Genomic DNA, 19232 nt, shown 5'->3' with positions numbered 1-19232 from the left:
CCTATTGCTCCTGCAACTTTCCGTCATGCAGGTAGAGGCGTCGCTGACAGCGTTGGGCCAGTTCTGCATCATGGGTTATCAGGATTAGTGTGGTGTTTAGCTGCTGGTTCAGTTCAAACAGCTGGTCTACGATCTCCCGGCCGGTTTTCTCATCCAGATTGCCGGTGGGTTCATCGGCAAATAGCAGGCTGGGCTCAGTAGCAAAAGCCCGCGCGATGGCGACCCGTTGTTGTTCCCCGCCGGAAAGCCGGGCCGGGGTGTGATGATGACGCTGCTTCAGGCCGACACGGTCAAGCCAGTAGCTCGCTTGTTTTTCAGGGTTGGGGTGCCCCTGTATCTCCAGCGCTAACTGCACATTATCCAGTGCGGTGAGTTCGGGTAACAACTGAAACGACTGAAACACAAAACTGATATGCCTGGCTCGCAGTTCGGCACGGGATTGCTCATCCAGTCCTGAAAGGGGTTTGCCCAGCAACTCAACGGTGCCCTTACTCGGCTCGTCCAGACCTGCGAGAATACTTAACAGCGTTGATTTACCCGCACCGGATGGGCCAATGATAGCAATACTTTCACCCGCTCTGGCGTGGATGCTGATATCATTAAAAATATCTAATCCACCGCTTTGGTCTGGAAATGACTTAGACAGCGCGGTTGCAATCAATACAGCAAGGGGTTCTGGAGTCGTCATGGCATCTCTATTGGGTATCGGGTTATTACTGTTGACCAGCTTAGCATGGGGCGGTTCCATTGTGGTGATGGGTGACAGCCTTTCTGCCGCTTACGGCATTCCTAAGGAGCAGGGCTGGGTTGCACTGCTTGAACAACGTCTGGATGAAAACAACCTCAAATATGAGGTGGTTAATGCCAGTATCAGCGGTGAGACTACTCATGGTGGTATTACGCGTCTGCCAGCGGTATTGGATCAGTATAAACCGCAGCTGGTGTTGCTTGAACTGGGGGCCAATGACGGTTTGCGGGGAGCTCCATTGCCGGTGATTGAGAATAATCTCAACCAGCTGGTCAGCCAGTCGCTGGCGGCCGGGGCTCAGGTGCTACTTATGGAAATGCGTATTCCCCCTAACTATGGCCCCCGCTATAGCGAGGGTTTTACTGAGCTGTTTGCTAAGGTTGCGGAGCAGCAAAAGGTGCCGATGGCACCGTTCTTTATGGCTCCGGTAGTACTGCAGCCGGAGTTGATGCAGGCGGATGGGTTACATCCTAATGCACAGGCTCAACCGGCGCTTCTGGATCAGGTGTGGCTGTCACTGAGAGGTCTGTTACAACCTCAAGTGGAATAGGGATAATCGCGATGATGCGGGTGCCCTTGTCATGATTTTTACTGATCTGAAAAAAACCGCCCAACGCTCTTACCCGTTCTCGCATTCCGATCAGACCAAAGCCTTTTCTGAAAGCGTCCTTTTCAATGTCAAAGCCGCAACCGTCATCGCTGATCACTATTTCCAGCCGGTCGCCGCTGATCTCTTTACGTTGCCCTTGTGCGGTTCTGTGGATGTCGAGCCAGACATTGTGGGCCTGTGCATATTTGATGATATTGCTGAATGCTTCCTGTGCCAGGCGAAACAGGGTGATGTTGTAATCTTCTGACATCTCGTTCAGGGGGCCGCGATAGTCGCTATGCAGGGTGATGCCGTGTTCTTCAAAACGGTTGGAGACAATACACTCCTGAATCGCATCAACAAGCCCCAGGTCATCCAGCGCAGAAGGTCGTAACGCTCGCATCATGCCGTACGTCACATCGTAGATGTTCTGCGCGATCGCATCGATGGACTCGGCGGTCTGGTTAACCACACTGCTCTCTTCCGGGTGAATACGTTTAAGAATTTTCGCATCGGTTCGGATTGCTGTTAGTGATTGTCCGAGTTCATCATGAAGCTCCCGGGAAAGGTTGCGTCGCTCCCGCTCTTGTACCGCCAGTACCTGGTGAGTCAGGCGGCGGTTTTCTATCAGTTGGTCGCGCAGTTCACGGGTGCGGGTGTGTATTCGGGTCTCAAGCTGCTGACGTTCATTTTTCAGCGTGGCATAGATCGATGATTGTTCTACCGCGGCTTGCACTTTCTGTTGCAGATACGCGATCAGCATGAAATAAACCGCTAACGATGCTGACAGCAGTATCAGCAGCATCCCCAGGTTGATATTCTTCGGTCCGAAGTTGTGCACGATTTTTATCGTAAATGACTGGCCAAAACGGTTAACGGTGCGAGTCTCCTCCAGTTGAGGTAGCCATCCGGGAAGCTTGATTCTCGCGTCTGATTGGTGTTGATCAAGAATTTCACCCTTCTCATCCATCAGACTGATGCTGGCATGTTCAGACAGGAAGCTTGTATTGGGCAGCATGCCCGCAGTGTTAATTACGAGTGAGGCGATAAAAAGATTGTTGTGCGAGGGCGCTGTATTGCGCTCGAAGAACGCCAGAAACAGACCGTAGCCGGTTTTGTTGTTGTCCAGCAGGAAGGGCGGCGATGTGACCGGTTGATGATACTTTCTGGCGAAACGTATAGTTTCAGTAAATACCGGATCAGATAAAAGATCTGTGTTTAGCAGGTAGCGTGTATCCGGATTAAGTGGCTCAATAAAGGTAACGGGAAATATCGCCTTAAAGTCGTCTTTGGTCGGGTCAACGTTGTAATTTTCAGCGATACCATAACTGGGACTCAGGGGTTTCTTTTGCTGCTGTATCTGCAGTCTTTCAATATGCGGGTAACGCTTACGCATCTCGTTAGCAAAGCTGCGTATTGATTCCTGATCGTTTGGTGTTGATGATACCAGCACCGTAAAACTCTGTAGTAAAACCTCATTAATGTAGGCTTTTTCATACACCGATGAGTAAACAAAATGGGCATCGTTACTGAGGCTTTTCTTCAGTCGGCTGTAATCGGCATACAGACTCAAACCTGCCATGCTCAGGGTCAGTATCAGCCAGCCTGCGGTAATAAAAGGAAAATAGCTTCTTTGCATCGGAGTCGTAGTATCCGTGATCAGGTTATGAAATCCATATCATCGGCTTAGTGTAAACTATTTATTCCCGGAGCAAAAAAAAAAGCGCATAAGCGCTTTTTTTTATACAAAGGCAAGCGTCAGATGCGGGTCAGCCAGCCGTGTTTATCTTCGGCTTTACCCCATTGAATATCGTTCAGTGCCTGACGCAGTTTCAACGTGGTGGCGCCGATACCGCCGTTACCTACCGGGTATTCTTTGTCGTTATGAATCAGCGTGCCTACCGGGGTCAGTACTGCTGCAGTACCCGACAGAGCCGCTTCACAACCAGGTTTTGCTGCGCGTTCCAGTAATTCATCGATGGTGAGCTGGCGTTCCTGAACATCCATTCCCAGATCTCGGGCGATGGTCAGAATTGAGTCGCGGGTCACACCGTGCAGAAAGCTTTCATCCAGGGCTTTAGTAATAACTTCATTGCCATCGATCAGCAGGAAGTTGGCTGCACCGGTTTCCTGCACATCGCCACCGGGGCAGAACAGAACCTGGTCGGCACGCTGTTCCTGTTTGGCCTTCATAATCGGGCGCAGGGCACTGGCGTAGTTACCACCACTTTTGATCATTCCCATGTGGGCTGCACAACGGGCACCGTTCTCTTCCAGCAACAGGCGGAGAGTGGTATCACCTCCGGCAAAATAATCACCCACAGGCGACAGCAGAATATACTGGCAAGACGTCACAGATGGCGTTGCTGCTTTACCAATGGCGGGTTCAGTACCAATGTGTGTCGGACGGATATACATCGACCCCGGTGGCTCAGGTACTTCATCTTTAAAGCGGCGGACAATATCAATAATCATTTTGCCCGTCGCGGCTTTTTCTATGGCTGGCAGCGCCAGCAGCTCGCTGCTTTGGGTGAAACGGTCGATATTGCGATCCATGCGGAAGATATTGATTGAGCCATCCTGATGACGGAACGCCTTGAGGCCCTCAAAACAGGTGCTGGAATAGTGCAATACATGTGCTCCCGGGTGCAGCTGCAGGCTCTCGCTGCTGACGACTTCAGCTGCGCTCCAGCTGCTGCCGTCAAACCAGGAGATTGCCATTTCCGGCATAAACACAGTTCCAAAAGCTGCCATTGGTTACCTCGAAAAGATAATTAAGTTGATTGATCTGTTGCACGCAGCGTGATTCAGAGATTTTTTCAGGCCAATGATTGTAATCAGCAATGAATAAAAAGGGAATCGGCTACAGAATAATAAAAAGGGATAAAGATGAGAAAATTAACCTGAAAGCAGAGTATTCATCTACGGGTTAATCTTTGAGAAAACATAGAGGTCTCCCGGGTGGGTGAAGTGTGAATGAGAAATGGTATACTGCGGCCATACTTAACCGCCTCCCAAACAGACAGGAATCCCCTTGAAAGTTCTGATTGTGAAAACCTCATCCATGGGGGATGTTATCCACACACTACCGGCGCTTACCGATGCGGTAAATGCTATCCCGGGAATTCGTTTTGACTGGGTTGTTGAAGAGGCCTTTGCTGAGATTCCAGGCTGGCACTTTGCCGTTGATAAAGTGATTCCGGTGGCGATTCGGCGCTGGCGTAAAAATCTATGGAAGACTTTTACGGGTGGCGAGTGGAAACGCTATCGTTCGATGCTGGCTGAGACTGAGTATGACCTGGTGATTGATGCTCAGGGTCTGTTGAAAAGTGCGCTGCTGGTGACCCGCTATAGTCGTGGCATCCGTTGCGGCTATGATAAAGCCTCTGCACGTGAGCCCCTGGCTGCCCGTTTTTATCAGCGCAGTTTCAACGTTAGTAAAAATCAGCATGCGGTAGAACGCACCCGTCAGTTGTTTGCTCAGGCGTTGGGTTATGAACTCCAGGGGCGCGGCGACTTCGCTATTCGCAAACACTTCATTTCTGATCAGACCTCTGCGTCTGATTACCTGGTCTTTCTTCACAGTACCACCCGTTTTGATAAACACTGGCCGGAAGAGTATTGGCTGGAGCTGATCGATAAAGCGATTGCTGCGGGCTGGAAGATTAAGCTTCCCTGGGGCAACCCTGAAGAGCAGGCGCGCGCAGAGAGACTGGCAAAGGGACATAGTGCAGTTGAGGTGTTGCCTAAACTCAATCTGGCCGAGGTGACGACGGTGCTGGCCGGTGCGGCAGGTTGCGTGTCTGTTGATACGGGCTTATCGCATATGGCTGCAGCGCTGGATCGACCCAATGTTATCCTGTTTGGCTCCACTGATCCGGGCCTTGTAGGTGGTTATGGCAAAGGTCAGGTCTGCTTAGAGGCGAAAACGCAGATAGACAGCGGTCGCGATGTCGCACCGACTGTTTTTGTTAATCTGACGCCGGAGATTGTCTGGCAAACGCTGACGTCCCAGTGTTTAACGGCTGAGGATTAAACATGCACTGTTCTGTTTATTTCGTCTCGACACTGCTGCATCTGTTCACCGCTACGGCGATTGCCGGAGAGCGAAAAAATGAGAAAGCAGTTTTAGTCTTTATCGACCAGCCGGAAGGCCGTGTCCCGCAGATATTTGAACTGGTGCAGCAGTGGGAGTTGTCCCCCTTTGCTGAGCAACAGCTGTTTTATGGTCGCCTGAAAGGGGGCCTCAGCAAACTGAAAAAGAGACGTCAGCTTTTTCGGGGGATAAAAGAGTTAATTGAGCGACTTCAGCCGGAGCATATTTTTGTCGGCAATGATCGTCGTATAGAGTTTCAATATGCTATGCATATTGCGGGCTTAAAGGGCAAGACGACTATCGGACACTATATGGATGAGGGCACTTTCACCTATGTTGGGAGGAAGGCTTCCAGTGGTATTGGTGATGTGGTGGTAGACAACCTGCTGAAAAAATTGTTTTACGGCGTATGGTGGAAAAACCCGTTGACCGTTGGGGCGTCCGCCTGGATTAAAGAGGTGCATGTGGCGTTTCCTGAGCTGATCGATTCGCGCCTGAAATCCAAAGTTATACACTGTCTTTCCGCGGCCAGCTTTCAATCAGATTCGCTTAAGCAGCTGTCGCAGATGATGCTTAAGGTAAATGGCGTGACTGAAGCGCAGGTCCGCGAGCTTGATGTATTAATAACGTTGCCTCACGAGTCTCTGTTTGAAAAAAATAGTGGCTATAAAGAGAAGATACTGGCGCTTATTTCTGAGTTCAAGGGGACGGTTGCGGTTAAATATCATCCTCGGAATAGCTGCGAAGATGCGCTGGGGCTGCAGCAGATGAGTGTTGCTCTGCTGCCTTCTTCGGTCAGTTATGAGGCGATTTTGCCGCTGCTTAAACCTGAGGTTACCGTGATTGGAGATGTCTCCTCTACGTTGCTGCTAACCCGTTGGTTAAGGCCTGAAATTAAAGCGATCTCGTATCGCAATGGGACCGAAAACAGCAAGTTCGAGCAACTGTTTAGTGATCTTGGAATATCGATTAGATAATAGATGATGTGTTTAGACGCTATAAACATAAAAGCCAGGGTAGAGCTGAACGGTTTGTTTTTGAAGTTTACGAGAAAAAAGTATGTTGAATACAATTTTAACTGATCCCTCAGTCAAACGAAGCTTCAAAAAGGCGTTGTCTAAGGATGCTCAGGATAAGTACAACTCAGGCGAGCTGGGCGAGTATGATGATCGCACTTTGATATATGATGTTTTCTTGCAACAGGATAATCAAACGGTTGTGGTAATAACGCCGCCACCGGTAAACCTGTCTTCTAAACTATGGCCTATGTTTTTGGTGGTTGACGGGGAGCGAAAGGCTTTTTCTTTAGCGCTGAAGGATAGAAAGTTCAATGTTTATAAATTAAAGCTGGATGCGATGATAAGCTCAAATGTTGTTTGTGAGCTATCCGTGCCTCAGGGTGATTATAAGATTGAACTGGAGTTTAGAGACAATAAAGCGGAAGGCCTTGCTTTAGTTACTCTGCAAAAAAATAATAGTATTAGATGGATAGAGGATTGGATCGACTTCTATCGCAGAGAGTATAACGTTGATCATGTGTTTATATATGATAACAATAGTGATAATTATGCTGAGCTGAGCGAAGCTCTGCGTGGCAAGGCGACCCTGATCCCCTGGGGTTTTCCTTATGGCCCATACTATCAACATGATAATTCATTTTGTCAGATAGGTGCATTGAATCATTTTAAATATAAGTATGGCGATCACTGTACTATTTTAAATTTTGATATAGATGAGCTTCTTTTTTGCAGAGATCAGGATGTTAAAAAGGAAGTGTTGAGTCGATATTATACTCGTATAAATAGTTACCAGGGCTCTTCGCTTTTAGCATCTACACCTTCTGATTACTCGTTTAAACACTTTATCTATCGTGAAAAAAAGTCGAGAAACTGCGCATATAAATATATTGTTAAGGGCGATGCTGCATATCTTCGAGTCCATGCCGTTAAGTTTTTTCAAAACAAATATTTTTATCTTCATAAAGTTGAATCTTGGTTGCGCTCTATCGGTAATCTTATGTCGAAGAAGAAGTCGAAGCATGTAAAATCGGATGTTTTCCCTATAGAGAAAGCATATTTCGTACACTACACACCGATCACAACTAGCTGGAAAGAAAATGACAGGGAAAAGGTAGGGTCATTAGATCTGGATAAGTATCAGCTGGATACTTTGGCCGTGAAAGTTTTTGGTGATGAATATATTTGAGTCGTCGGTGTTACGAGTCAGAGTTATGGGTTGTTAAAAAAAATTTAGATGGCCCGTATTCAGGGGTTTAGTGCTTCAGCGAGAGAGATTTTTAATGATTATTATTGGCTACTATACGACTGATTCAGTGTATGAAAGTTGTTTTGAATTGCTTGAAAAATCGCTGATCCGTGCAGGACATCGTTACAGCTTTAAGGCGATTCCTCCCTCAGACTGGAAAAGTGCTACTGATTTAAAGCCAAAGATAGTTCTGGAGCAACTGGAACAGTTTCAGGAGCCGGTTCTCTACCTAGATGTGGATGCGTTTGTTCATGAAAATCTGGACCAATATTTTGCAGATAAAGACTGCGATATCGCGGTTAATTATCTGCGAAAGAAAACCGGTGAAGAGGAGTTGTTATCAGGTACCGTTTACTTCGCTTACAGTGAAAAGGTTCTCTCTCTGGTTCGTGCCTGGAAGGAAGTAGGTGAGAATAATCCTTTGTTAAATGATCAGCAGGCTTTACAGCAGGCGGTTCAGGAATTTGAAGATGAACTAAAGGTATATCGCCTCTCAGCTGCGTTCACCTATATTTTTGATCGGGTGTATGAGGATGTAAAGCGCCCGGTTATTGAACATCTGCAAGCCAGCAGAGAGATCTACTGCAGAAACGATATGAAAACACTAAAGAACCGATTAAAAAAGTTTATGGGCCTGAAGGTGCATAAAGCTGAACTTTTAAAAAGAAGGCATCAGCGGGTTGCCGAACTAAATAAAGTTTTTCTTGACGTATAAAGGGAAGTTGGCAATGGTTACGTCTTACAAGGAAGGCCTTGCAGGTCGATTTGTTGTTTATTGTGTGTTATACGCGCTGGCGATCTATCTTGCATTCAATGAATTCGCTAATGGATTGTTGATTATTGCGGGCCTGGTTTCGTTATTTATTTTTGGACGTAGACACAGGGTGCTGACCGATGGAATCAGGAAAGATGAGATCGTCTGGGTATTCACCCTTTTATTATATCCAATGTGTTTCTTATATGCTTTTTTTCTGCATCGATCGCAAATAGATTCTGAAACTTTTGTCGAGTTTTTCAGAGTATCGCTTTTAGTCGTTATGGTATTTATGGTAGCACGGAAAAGCCATGTGTTAACCATTACTCGCCTTAAAGTTGCGGTCACTGTTTTCGCGGGGCTTTCCGGAGGCATGGGGATTATCTTCTGGTTTATGCAGGGTGGGGGGCGGATATCAGTTGGTACGCCACTGATTAATATGTATGCTTTGTTGATAACCTGCGCGGCCGGAATGGTTATGCTTTTTTGTCTGCTTGAATCTGATGGTATGAAAAAGCAGTATTATCGGGCATGTTTTCTCGCTGCTGTTGGCGGTGTTTTTTCTTCCGGTTCGAAGAGTGCAATACTGGCGCTGATCTGTGTGTTTTTGTGCTTATCTTTTTTTCACGTTCGCCGTAACAGAAGTCGTATTAAAGATATACTTATATTGCTTTTGCCTCTGATCCTGTTTGGTTTGATTATGAACCCTTTCAGCCGTATTGAAGCGATGATTAATAGTGTAGGTATTTATACGGGAGAGCAGGCGGAGGCACCGTCAACTGTCAGTTCTACCGGCCAGAGAGTTCAGATGTACCGTGCGGCAATAGCGGGTATTCAGGATGGTCCTGTGTTAGGCAAAGGAACCTGGAGACTGGGCAAAATTTTCCCAGATCGGATTGAGAGTGGTACGCTCGCTATCTCAACAAAGCGGTATGTGCATGTTCATAATGAAGTTCTTCAGGCCTGGCTGACGAGGGGGCTCCCTGGGGTGACTTTACTGCTAATGTTGTTTCTGGTGCCTCTAAGTGCGGCTAAGAGCAGAGATGTTGTTTCCAAAGGATGCATCTATATAACATTGTTTGTCTATATGGTATTTGCGATGTTTGAAGCGCCTTTGAACGCAAATGTCTCCTATGCTTTTTTTATGATTACGATTTCTTTATTCCTTGCTTGCCGATTGGGCGATCAGGGTTGTATTACTCAGTCTTCCAGGAGTTAGTGTGGTTATTGTCAGATTAATCGGCGGTTTGGGTAATCAGTTGTTTCAATATGCTTATGCTTTATCGCTTGTCGGAAAAGGCTATCAGGTTAAGTTGGATATATCTGAGTTCGATACCTATACACTGCATGGAGGGTATAGCCTGGGGCATTATGGTGAGCGGATTGAGACTGCAACAAAGGACGAGATCGAACAACTGACCAAGTCGGGACCTCTCGAAAAAATGGTACGTAAGCTTCAGGGTAAAAAAAGCAGACGGGTGCTTAAAGCATCAAATTTTTCGTTTGATGAAAGGATGCTGGATCCTGAAGATAATCATTATCTTGTGGGTTATTTTCAGAGTGAGAAATACTTTGAGAATATCAGAGGGGAGCTACAGGACTCTCTGTCTCTGAAACATAAGTTATCCGATTACTCGCAGCGGGTATATGCGGACATACACGATTCTCCTGTTAGTGTGTCAGTACATATCCGCCGCGGCGATTATGTCAGCGATCAGTCGGCTTACAATACCCATGGTGTTTGCTCTCTAAATTACTATTTTTCAGGGATAAAGTATTTTCAAGACCGCTATTCGGAAGTCGATTTCTATGTGTTTTCTGATGATATTGACTGGGTTAAAGAGAATCTGAGAATCAATCGCGCACAGTATATTACCTCTGAACAGAAACGCTTCGCTGGAGAAGATATCTATCTGATGAGTCAATGCGATCATAATATTGTGGCGAATAGCTCGTTTAGTTGGTGGGGCGCCTGGTTGAATGATAATAGTCGCAAAGAGGTCATAGCTCCGCAGCAGTGGTATGCTGACCCTGATATGCAGCGGCTGAGTAAATCCCTGGTGCCCGATAGCTGGGTCAGGCTTTAGGAGTACGAGGTGGCTGATCTTCCACTGGTTTCGGTTATTATTCCCGTTTTTAACGGTGCAAATTATCTGTGTGAATCAATAGCATCTATTACAGAACAGACTTATCCCAATATTGAAATTATTGTTATTGATGATTGCTCTTCGGATAACAGCGTTGCTCTTATCGAGAGAATTGATGCCAATAATATTCAACTTATACGAAATCAAATAAATAGCGGTGTAAGTGCCTCACGGAATACAGGCATACGAGCCGCGAAAGGTAAATATATCGCCTTTATGGATGCTGACGATATTAGTGTTCCCCATCGTATTGAGACGCAGGTTAATTTTCTTGAAGTGAATTCGGAGTATGGCCTGATCAGTTCAGCCTATGAAACGTTTGAAGAGAACCTGCTGTCAGGTAAAAGAAGTCTGAAGACGCTGCCTTCTGATCCTGATTATATTGCCGCCCGTTTGCTTTTTCAGTGTGTAATTTGCTGCCCAGCCGCGATGCTGTGTGCAGATATTATAAGGCAGCATGCCTTGTACTTTGATGAGTCTTTGTCGATGTGTGAGGACTGGGATTTATGGTACAGATTGAGCCAGGTTACCCGAATCTCCAATATTGAAGATGTATTGCTCTACTACCGTAAACATTCTAGTAACTCCTCTAAGAAGAGAGTTGATATGCACCGGAGTAGAGTCAGGCTGTTCCAGAGAAGTTTCCGCGACCATGGTGTTAACGTTAACGGACTGTTCAATGATAGCTGTTATTTGAAAGGGAGAGCCGAGTTCGGTGCTTTTGTTGAATCTGCTGAACGCTTTGCAAAGCAAAACCGGGCAGGGCAACAGTTTAGTGAGAAAGAGATTGTTGCAGCCAGTGCTTATGTTTTATATGAGGTCTATAAAACCAATGTTAAAGCGCTGGGTTACAGCACCTATGATGCTTTGCGGCGCTCATGGTTGTATCAGTATATGGATATCAGCCTGAAAAACCGGATTAGGTATTTTCTGCGTTGTAAACGTGCGTCCCTGAAGTTTTAGGTTTTAGTGGACTGATAGATATTCTTCTCGCCTAATGGCGCAGTTTTAAACCGCTTATGGACCCACATATATTGCGACGGGGCTTTGCGAATGCCCTGTTCAATCGCTTCGTTAATAAGTACTGCATCCTGCTCCTCTGATCCTGAAGGAAACCCCTTTACTTCACTGCATTCAAGAATGTAACCGGAGTTGTCGGGTTTGCGCCAACAGTCCAGTTTAACTAGAGGTGAGTCATTCAGGCTGTGCATTTTTGTGGTAGCAACCGTTGTGACGGCAGGATAACCAAAAAAAGGCACAAACAGGGTTCCCTTGCGCCCCAAATCCTGATCCGGCGCGTACCAGATACAGTGATTATTGCGCATCGCCCTGAGCATCTGCCGGGTTTTCTGGCGCTCGACAGGGTGGCTGAAGCGGCTACGTCCGCTGGTAAAAAACCATTCAAGCATCGGGTTATCATGTTTTCTGTATAGGGTGCTGCAGGGCTTGCCATGTAACGAGAAAAGCAGTCCCGCCAGATCCAAGCAGGAGAAGTGCCAGCCCATCAGGATGACGCCATTACCTTTTTTCAGTTCCCGGTCAAGCAGGTCGAAGTTACGAAGCTCTGTTATTTTGCGGAAGAAATTTTCATCTTTCCAGTAAGCCCAGCCGGTTTCTATAAGACCAATGCCGTTGTTCTCAAAAACCTCTTTAACCCGCTGTTGTTGCTCTTCAGGGGAGAGTTCGGGAAAGCAGACTTGGATATTGACGGTTGTGACATGCCTGCGCTTTTTCATCAGGCGATGAAGTATCAGGCCCAGATGCTTACCGATCCAGAGTCCCCAGTGAAATGGCAGGGCGCAAAGCAGGCGCAGGAGCCCGATGCTAATCCATATCAGCCAGTACTTCGGTGCAAGAAAATCTGACCAGCGTGCTTCTTTGTTCCCCACAATTCATCCAGATGCTGTAAAATCAGGCAATTATAATGTTCAAACCTCTGTAACACTAGCATATCGCCGGGGCGTTTAACGTTGTTCTCAGCCAATCAGCCAGTGCTTGCGGGGCATCCAAAATTGCAAAGAGTCTTTTTATAAGTGAAAAAAGAGAGTAGTTGGCAGGTTTATAAGCGCCTGTTGCAATATGTCAGACAGTATTGGTCAGCTTTTTTGCTCAGTGTTGTCGGTTTTGCAATTTATGCCGGTTCGCAAACGGCTTCGGCCAAGTGGCTGGAGACGTTTGTCGATGCTGTTGGGTCAGGCCAGTTGGATAAACGAGGGCTGCTGGCTTTGGCGATACTGGGAATCTTTCTTATCCGTGGCATCGGCACCTTTCTGGGAAACTATGGGCTTTCCTATGTGGCGCGCTATGTCATTCACGACTTGCGGGGCGATCTGTTCAAGCACCTGATGCTTCTTCCCAGTTCTTACTACCATAAACACTCCAGTGGTGAGTTACTGGCAAAGCTGACCTATAACGTTGAACAGGTTACCGGGGCGGCAACTAATGCGCTGAAAGTGGCGATTCGTGAGGGGTTCACGGTTATTGGTTTGTTTGGCTATATGCTTTTTCTTAACTGGAAGCTAACCTTGCTGTTTCTGGTTGTCGGCCCTGTTGTTGGCGTCGCCGTGGGTATTGCTGCCCGCCGGATGCGTGGTATTAGCCGGAATGTGCAGCGCAGTGTCGGTGATATTACTTCGTCCGCATCTGAAGCGATTAAGGGCTATCAGGTGGTGCGGATTTTTGGCGCTACTGACATCGAGACTGAGCGTTTTATCAAGGTAAGCCAGCAAAACCGTCGTCAGGTGATGAAGATGGTGGTGACTCAGTCGGTGACGACGCCCTTCGTGCAGATGATGGTGGCCGGAGTGATTGCCCTGATGACCTATCTGGCGATGGAACCGGATCTGATCAGGGAGATGACTACCGGGCAGTTTATCGCTTTTATCTCTGCAGCAGCGCTGATGGCGAAGCCAGTGCGCTCGCTGACTGAGATCAGCAGCATGATTCAATCGGGTCTTGCTGCATCTGAAAGTGTTTTTGAGGTGGTGGATACTGCGCCGGAAAAGGACAGTGGCTCATTTGAAGCAGAGCGTGTTAAGGGCGCGCTTACGTTTAACGAAATGAGTTTCAGCTATGACGCTGATTCGAAACCGGTACTGAATAATATCAGCCTTGAGATTAAGCCAGGTGAAACCATTGCGCTGGTGGGTAAGTCCGGCAGTGGTAAATCCACACTGGCCGGTTTGTTACCCCGTTTCTATGATGTGCAGCAGGGGGAGATCCTCCTCGACGGCCACAATATAAACGAATATAAACTCGCTAATCTGCGTAGCCAGATCGCTTTGGTGAATCAGCAGGTGATCCTGTTCAACGGTACCATCGCAGAAAACATCGCTTACGGTGGGATGGCCGGTTGTTCCCGGGAGAAGATAGAAACAGCGGCTGAAGCTGCGCATGTTACTGAGTTTGTGCAACACCTGCCGGATGGGTTGGATACTCTGGTGGGTGAAAACGGCGTGTTGCTATCCGGCGGCCAGCGACAGCGGATTGCGATCGCCCGGGCGATTCTTAAAGATGCCCCCATTCTGATTCTCGATGAGGCAACCTCAGCGCTGGATACCGAGTCTGAGCGACATATTCAGGATGCGTTGGAAAATGTGATGCAGGGGCGAACCACTTTGGTTATCGCCCATCGGCTATCGACCATCGAAAATGCTGATCGGATTCTGGTGATGGATGCGGGCAAAATTATTGAACAGGGCAGCCATGCCCAGTTACTGCAACTGGGGGGCGTGTATGCCAACCTCCACAGTTTGCAGTTTTCAGAAGCGGCTGCAGTGATCGATACAGAAAAAACCTCCGATGAGGAACAGAACCTATGAAGCTGGTAATGCCCCGATTAGATAAAGCGCAGGTGTTAGTCGTTGGTGACCTGATGCTGGATCGCTACTGGCATGGCCCGACGTCCAGAATCTCTCCCGAAGCGCCGGTGCCGGTGGTCAAGGTCGATCAGATGGAGGACCGTCCGGGGGGCGCTGCGAACGTTGCGCTGAATATTACCGCACTGGGTGGGGGAGTCTCTCTGGTGGGTATAGTGGGGCAGGATGAAGCCGGGCAAGCGTTGCAGCAACAGTTGCTGTCCGCGCGGGTGAACTGTCAGTTCTGTATTAGCAGCGGTGAGCCGACCATCACCAAGCTGCGGGTGATTAGCCGTCATCAGCAACTGATCCGACTGGATTTTGAAGAGCGCTTCAGCCCTGAACACAGTTCCGCTTTACAGCAACAGGTTGAGTCGCTTCTGGGAAATGTCAGTGCTCTGGTTTTATCTGATTATGATAAGGGGACACTGAGTGACCCTCAGGTGCTGATCAGCGCAGCCCGTAAAGTGGGAGTGCCGGTTTTAGTTGATCCGAAAGGCACTGATTTCGAGCGCTATCGCGGCGCCACCCTGCTGACGCCAAATATGGGTGAGTTTGAGGCGGTCGTTGGCCGTTGTCACTCGGAACAGGAACTGGTTGAAAAAGCCCAGTTACTTGTTACCCAGCTTGGGCTTGATGCGCTGTTGGTAACCCGCAGCGAGCAGGGAATGACCCTGATAAAGCCGGGTCAGAATGAAGTGCATTTCCCTGCCCATGCCCGGGAAGTGTTTGATGTTACTGGTGCAGGAGATACCGTAATCTCTACCCTGGCGACGGCGCTGGCGGCGGGTGAGTCGCTGGAGATCGCCACCGGCCTTGCTAATATCGCTGCGGGTATCGTGGTGGGTAAACTGGGCACCGCAGCCATCAGCGGACCGGAACTGCGCCGGGCCGTTAACCGGGCGCAAGGATCAGAGCGAGGCGTTGTTAGCGATGAGCAGCTGCTGATTGCACTGGAGGATGCCCGTGCTGCCGGTGAGAAGATCGTCTTCACCAATGGTTGTTTTGATATTTTGCATGCCGGCCATGTGGGCTATCTGGAGCAAGCCCGGGCGCAGGGTGACCGGCTGGTGCTGGCGATCAATGATGATGACTCAGTCCGTCGTCTCAAAGGCGAAGGCCGCCCCATCAATCCGGTTGAGCGGCGTAAAACCGTGCTGGCCGGGTTAGAAGCGGTCGACTGGGTGGTTAGCTTTGCTGAAGATACCCCCGAGCGATTATTGGAACAGATTCGTCCCGAGGTGCTGGTAAAGGGGGGCGATTACGGTCTTGATCAGGTGGTTGGCGGGGAGTTTGTCAAAAGTTATGGTGGCGAAGTGAAAGTGTTATCCTTCCTCGATAACTGCTCTACTACGGCGATCGTTGAGAAAATACAGGGTAACTGAGTTTTAAATTAACGCTTCGACTGGCTTTGGTTCAGGCTTGCTATCACCGCTTTAACATTGGCGCGCAGATGGTCTGGATTGATAGTGCCAATAATGGCACTGCTGACCCCGTGATGGCCAAGTACCAGATCGAAACTGGCGCGGACCGGATCGGTATCGACACCCTGGGCGATATGTCCCGAAGCCAGTGCTTTCTTGATCAAAATGCCTTTGTGGTGTGCCAGTGCATAATCAAGCACCGCCAGTTCGTCCTGATAACTCAGGTTGTAGGTGACCATAGCAATGTCGGAGCGTTTCAGGGTTTCGATACCGCCTTCGACTGTCTTAGTCGACATCCCCCCGGCGCGAATTTTGCCTTCAGCTTTTAGCTGTTCCAACTGCTCCAGAATGCCATAGTGATTGATAACCTCGAGATCATTACCGTCAGAATGCACCAGCAGAATATCGATAACATCGGTTTTCAGCCGTTTCAGACTGCGTTCGACGCTCATGCGGACATGTTCCGGGGTAAAGTTAAAATGTGATTGCCCTGTCTGGCTATCAAACTCTTCCCCGACCTTGCTGCAGATCAGCCAGTGATTGCGCTGATTGTGCAGTAGCGGCCCCAGTCGTGCTTCGCTATTACCGTAAGCAGGCGCGGTATCCAGCAGATTGATACCCAGATCCCGGCTGAGATCGAGCAACTGGGCTGCCTGCTTATCATCCGGAATAGTGAAACTATCAGGATATTTTACCCCTTTATCCCGCCCGAGCTTAACGGTGCCAAGCCCTATCGGACTAACCATCAGGTCCGTGCCAGCAATAGGCCTGAGCGTTAGCAAAACATCGTCTCCCATACCGGTTCCGCAATTGCCGGACGGGGCAGATTAGCGGTCAGGTCCGCATCAGCGATGTTCATCGGGGTGATATTTTGTTCACTCAGCAGGGCGAGAATCTGATCGGCGAGGTCGGGTGCCAACGCCAGTTTCGTCGGCCAGCTGATAATGCAGTTTCCCGCCGCCTGAGCAAAGGCTGAGTCCGGGCGGGTGAGCGATGATTGTTTTGGTTCAGCGCGGTTAATATGAAAGCTGGCCCAGCGGGCATCTTCCAGTTCGACCCAGGGGAGTAGCTCAGCGATCAGCTTTTCAGCTTTGCTGATCTGTTGCTCCGAACTCAGATTGACGCCTGTTTCGGCCAGGTCGCCCCCTAAGTACCAGACATGTTCGCCATTGCTGGCAGGGTGTGTGGTGATAGTGACCACTGGCTTACTGCCGCTGCTGATGCAGTGGGCAAAGGTTGGCAGGTCTGAACGGTGACGAACCATCACCATATGCAGGGGTCTGCGCTGCATCTGCGGCTGTTGAATATTCAGCTGTTGCAACAGCGCTTCTGAGCCTTCTCCGGCGGTGGTGATGTAGCGCTGCGCTACGATGCGTATCTGAGGGAGTTGCACTGCCGCGACGTGCCCGTTTTCGATGACAAACTGAATATCACCGGCGTCGACTTTGCAGATTCGCTGCAGATGGGGGGTGGCCAGTGCGTCAATCACCGTTGGAACATCCAGCACAATCTCATTCAGCTTATAAAGATTGCCGCGAAAGTGTGGATGATTGAACGCTTTCGGGCGCTGCTCTGCAGTGACACTTTCAACCCGTCCTTTCAGTGCTTTGCTGGCGAAAAAACTGGTCATTTTTGACCCTAGCGACGCTTTAGACCACATATAGTGGGCATCAGAGAGAATCTTTGCGCTGCTCAGGTCCAGCTCACCGGTGCCGTCAAGACAGGCACGCCAGCGCGATGGCATATCCGCAATACTGCTGGACGCCTGCGTCAGGACACCGTTCAGCGCATACTTGGTGCCGCCGTGGATGATCCCTTGGGAACGCACTGATTGCGCACCGCCGAGATCGCCGGTTTCCAGCAGTAAGGCGTCATACCCCTGTTGTAGCGCCCGGTTAAGCAGCCACAGACCTGCGATACCGCCTCCAAGAATAACCAGATCTGTCTTTATCGTTTGCATGAATCACCCTGCCGGTTAACTGCGCTTATTATACCTTCGGTATCGCAGGCTGATAATGGTAAACTGATGTTTTCTGAATGGAATTCGTTTATCCCCATGGCCCGATTGCTCTATTCGCTGCTGTTTTACTGTCTGACACCGCTGATATTGCTGAAGCTCTGGATGCGCGGACGTCAGAGCCCTGAATATCTGCTTCGCTGGGGCGAGCGCTTTGGTTTTGTGCGCCGGTTAAGTGGTGAGCGACCGATCTGGATTCATGCGGTTTCCTTTGGTGAAACCATGGCTATCATTCCGCTGGTGGAAAAACTGCTGGCGGAACATCCGCAGATCCCCGTGTTTATCACCAGTATGACTCCTACCGGCAGTGCCCGGGTGCAGACCCACTTTGGTGATCGGGTCGGGCATGCCTATTGTTCCTATGATCTTCCCTGTGCACTGGCCCGCTTTCACCGGCGTATCCGGCCGCGCAGCTGCGTGATCGTCGAAACTGAGCTCTGGCCTAATCTTATCCACAGCTGTGCGAAACGCGGGGTGCCTGTGCTGGTGACCAACGCTCGCCTGTCGGCCCGTTCGGCCGCCGGTTATCAGCGATTTCGCTGGCTGACCCGGCCGATGTTGAGCGAAGTTACCCGTATCGCCGTGCAAAACCGGGAGGATGGTGAGCGTTTTATTTCGTTGGGACTTGCGCTGGATACACTGCAGGTGACCGGCAGCATCAAGTTTGATATTGCCGCGCCCGAGGGGGTTGCCACAGAGGCTGCTAAGCTGCGTGTTGCCTGGGGTATTGAGCGTCCGGTGATTATCGGTGCCAGCACCCACGATAACGAAGAGTTGCAGTTGCTTGAGGTGTATCGCAATCTGAAGTCCCGCTATCACAAGCTGTTGTTGATTCTGGTACCCCGTCATCCGGAGCGCTTCTCTACGATCTATGATCAGAGTGTCAAAGCGGGTTTTCGTACCTGCCGACGTAGTCTGTCACCCCTGCCAGCGGCGGATTGTGAAGTCTATCTGGGGGATACTATGGGGGAACTGATGACACTTTACAGCGCTGCGGATATTGCCTTTGTTGGCGGCAGTCTGATCGAACGTGGCGGGCATAACCCACTGGAGCCCGCCGTGTTAGGTAAGCCGGTGTTGATGGGGCCGTATGTGTATAACTTTCATCAGATTGTTAGCACCATGGAGCAGGAGCTGGCGTTGCAGGTGGTCGCTGGCGCTGAAGAGTTGCAACAGGTGATCGCCGAGCTGCTGGATCATCCCGAGCACGCCCGGGCGATGGGTATCCGCGGGCGAACCTGTATCGAGTCTAACCGTGGTGCGCTGAATCAGCAGTTGGCACTGGTGAAGCAGCTGGCCGGTCTTGAGTAATCCCAGAACTTATCAATTAAGAAC

The 19232-nt window shown here is 49.3% G+C and carries 17 protein-coding genes; 11 read left to right on the top strand and 6 right to left on the bottom strand.

Annotated features, from left to right (window positions below):
- Nucleotide 1: 1 nt before the first annotated feature.
- Complete coding sequence (locus Q0499_RS06600; protein WP_299197479.1) at nucleotides 2-688, bottom strand: ABC transporter ATP-binding protein; 687 nt, start codon at nucleotides 686-688, stop codon at nucleotides 2-4.
- Here Q0499_RS06600 and Q0499_RS06595 point away from each other — a divergent pair.
- Nucleotides 687-1298: an arylesterase gene (locus Q0499_RS06595; RefSeq protein ID WP_299197476.1), complete on the top strand. Its 612-nt coding sequence runs from the start codon at nucleotides 687-689 to the stop codon at nucleotides 1296-1298. The two genes, Q0499_RS06600 and Q0499_RS06595, sit on opposite strands and share 2 nt — an antisense overlap.
- Here Q0499_RS06595 and Q0499_RS06590 read toward each other — a convergent pair.
- Together Q0499_RS06590 and Q0499_RS06585 are read right to left on the bottom strand one after the other, a co-directional pair.
- Nucleotides 1219-2976 (bottom strand): ATP-binding protein, encoded by a 1758-nt coding sequence (locus Q0499_RS06590; protein ID WP_299197473.1) that lies wholly within the window; start codon nucleotides 2974-2976, stop codon nucleotides 1219-1221. The two genes, Q0499_RS06595 and Q0499_RS06590, sit on opposite strands and share 80 nt — an antisense overlap.
- A gap of 119 nt (nucleotides 2977-3095) precedes the next feature.
- On the bottom strand, nucleotides 3096-4091 hold the full coding sequence (locus Q0499_RS06585; protein WP_299197471.1) for a branched-chain amino acid aminotransferase: 996 nt from the start codon (nucleotides 4089-4091) through the stop codon (nucleotides 3096-3098).
- 280 nt (nucleotides 4092-4371) lie between these two features.
- Here Q0499_RS06585 and rfaC point away from each other — a divergent pair, with 280 nt between their 5' ends.
- From rfaC to Q0499_RS06550, 7 genes are all read left to right on the top strand, one after another.
- Nucleotides 4372-5373 (top strand): lipopolysaccharide heptosyltransferase RfaC, encoded by a 1002-nt coding sequence (rfaC, locus tag Q0499_RS06580; protein WP_299197469.1) that lies wholly within the window; start codon nucleotides 4372-4374, stop codon nucleotides 5371-5373.
- A gap of 2 nt (nucleotides 5374-5375) precedes the next feature.
- Nucleotides 5376-6410, top strand: coding sequence for a polysialyltransferase family glycosyltransferase (locus Q0499_RS06575; protein ID WP_299197468.1), 1035 nt, complete (start codon nucleotides 5376-5378; stop codon nucleotides 6408-6410).
- Nucleotides 6411-6492: 82 nt separating this feature from the next.
- On the top strand, nucleotides 6493-7638 hold the full coding sequence (locus Q0499_RS06570; RefSeq protein WP_299197465.1) for a hypothetical protein: 1146 nt from the start codon (nucleotides 6493-6495) through the stop codon (nucleotides 7636-7638).
- A gap of 94 nt (nucleotides 7639-7732) precedes the next feature.
- Complete coding sequence (locus tag Q0499_RS06565) at nucleotides 7733-8413, top strand: putative nucleotide-diphospho-sugar transferase (RefSeq protein ID WP_299197463.1); 681 nt, start codon at nucleotides 7733-7735, stop codon at nucleotides 8411-8413.
- A gap of 13 nt (nucleotides 8414-8426) precedes the next feature.
- Nucleotides 8427-9671 (top strand): O-antigen ligase family protein, encoded by a 1245-nt coding sequence (locus tag Q0499_RS06560; protein ID WP_299197461.1) that lies wholly within the window; start codon nucleotides 8427-8429, stop codon nucleotides 9669-9671.
- Between the two features lies 1 nt (nucleotide 9672).
- A complete protein-coding gene (locus Q0499_RS06555) occupies nucleotides 9673-10539 on the top strand; it encodes an alpha-1,2-fucosyltransferase (protein ID WP_299197459.1) in 867 nt (288 codons plus the stop codon).
- 9 nt (nucleotides 10540-10548) lie between these two features.
- Nucleotides 10549-11562 (top strand): glycosyltransferase family 2 protein, encoded by a 1014-nt coding sequence (locus tag Q0499_RS06550; protein ID WP_299197457.1) that lies wholly within the window; start codon nucleotides 10549-10551, stop codon nucleotides 11560-11562.
- Here Q0499_RS06550 and Q0499_RS06545 read toward each other — a convergent pair.
- The gene (locus Q0499_RS06545; protein WP_299197455.1) at nucleotides 11559-12488 is read right to left on the bottom strand and encodes a lipid A biosynthesis acyltransferase; all 930 of its coding nucleotides are present in this window, start codon (nucleotides 12486-12488) and stop codon (nucleotides 11559-11561) included. The genes Q0499_RS06550 and Q0499_RS06545 overlap by 4 nt on opposite strands.
- Nucleotides 12489-12632: 144 nt before the next feature.
- On the opposite strand from Q0499_RS06545, the gene msbA reads away from it, so the two are divergent.
- Nucleotides 12633-14420, top strand: coding sequence for a lipid A export permease/ATP-binding protein MsbA (gene msbA, locus Q0499_RS06540; RefSeq protein ID WP_299197452.1), 1788 nt, complete (start codon nucleotides 12633-12635; stop codon nucleotides 14418-14420).
- Entirely contained in the window at nucleotides 14417-15841 is a 1425-nt protein-coding gene (gene hldE / locus Q0499_RS06535) for a bifunctional D-glycero-beta-D-manno-heptose-7-phosphate kinase/D-glycero-beta-D-manno-heptose 1-phosphate adenylyltransferase HldE (RefSeq protein ID WP_299197450.1), read from the top strand. Before msbA ends, hldE begins: the two co-directional genes overlap by 4 nt.
- A gap of 8 nt (nucleotides 15842-15849) precedes the next feature.
- On the opposite strand, the gene Q0499_RS06530 is transcribed toward hldE, so the two are convergent.
- Nucleotides 15850-16677, bottom strand: a complete 828-nt coding sequence (locus Q0499_RS06530) for an aldo/keto reductase (RefSeq protein WP_299197448.1) — start codon at nucleotides 16675-16677, stop codon at nucleotides 15850-15852.
- Entirely contained in the window at nucleotides 16656-17840 is a 1185-nt protein-coding gene (locus Q0499_RS06525; RefSeq protein WP_299197446.1) for an FAD-dependent oxidoreductase, read from the bottom strand. Before Q0499_RS06525 ends, Q0499_RS06530 begins: the two co-directional genes overlap by 22 nt.
- Nucleotides 17841-17906: 66 nt before the next feature.
- Here Q0499_RS06525 and waaA point away from each other — a divergent pair, with 66 nt between their 5' ends.
- Entirely contained in the window at nucleotides 17907-19208 is a 1302-nt protein-coding gene (gene waaA / locus Q0499_RS06520) for a lipid IV(A) 3-deoxy-D-manno-octulosonic acid transferase (protein WP_299197444.1), read from the top strand.
- Nucleotides 19209-19232: the final 24 nt, after the last annotated feature.

It is taken from the genome of uncultured Amphritea sp. (genome assembly GCF_937127095.1).
Classification (GTDB): Bacteria; Pseudomonadota; Gammaproteobacteria; order Pseudomonadales; family Balneatricaceae; genus Amphritea.
This window is presented reverse-complemented; position numbering and strand designations above follow the sequence as displayed.

Coding starts and splice junctions, on each gene's coding strand:
- Q0499_RS06595 (WP_299197476.1), top strand. CDS start 687: ATGGCATCTCTATTGGGTATCGGGTTATTACTGTTGACCAGCTTAGCA.
- Q0499_RS06600 (WP_299197479.1), bottom strand. CDS start 688: ATGACGACTCCAGAACCCCTTGCTGTATTGATTGCAACCGCGCTGTCT.
- Q0499_RS06590 (WP_299197473.1), bottom strand. CDS start 2,976: ATGCAAAGAAGCTATTTTCCTTTTATTACCGCAGGCTGGCTGATACTG.
- Q0499_RS06585 (WP_299197471.1), bottom strand. CDS start 4,091: ATGGCAGCTTTTGGAACTGTGTTTATGCCGGAAATGGCAATCTCCTGG.
- Q0499_RS06575 (WP_299197468.1), top strand. CDS start 5,376: ATGCACTGTTCTGTTTATTTCGTCTCGACACTGCTGCATCTGTTCACC.
- Q0499_RS06570 (WP_299197465.1), top strand. CDS start 6,493: ATGTTGAATACAATTTTAACTGATCCCTCAGTCAAACGAAGCTTCAAA.
- Q0499_RS06565 (WP_299197463.1), top strand. CDS start 7,733: ATGATTATTATTGGCTACTATACGACTGATTCAGTGTATGAAAGTTGT.
- Q0499_RS06560 (WP_299197461.1), top strand. CDS start 8,427: ATGGTTACGTCTTACAAGGAAGGCCTTGCAGGTCGATTTGTTGTTTAT.
- hldE (WP_299197450.1), top strand. CDS start 14,417: ATGAAGCTGGTAATGCCCCGATTAGATAAAGCGCAGGTGTTAGTCGTT.
- Q0499_RS06530 (WP_299197448.1), bottom strand. CDS start 16,677: ATGGGAGACGATGTTTTGCTAACGCTCAGGCCTATTGCTGGCACGGAC.
- Q0499_RS06525 (WP_299197446.1), bottom strand. CDS start 17,840: ATGCAAACGATAAAGACAGATCTGGTTATTCTTGGAGGCGGTATCGCA.
- waaA (WP_299197444.1), top strand. CDS start 17,907: ATGTTTTCTGAATGGAATTCGTTTATCCCCATGGCCCGATTGCTCTAT.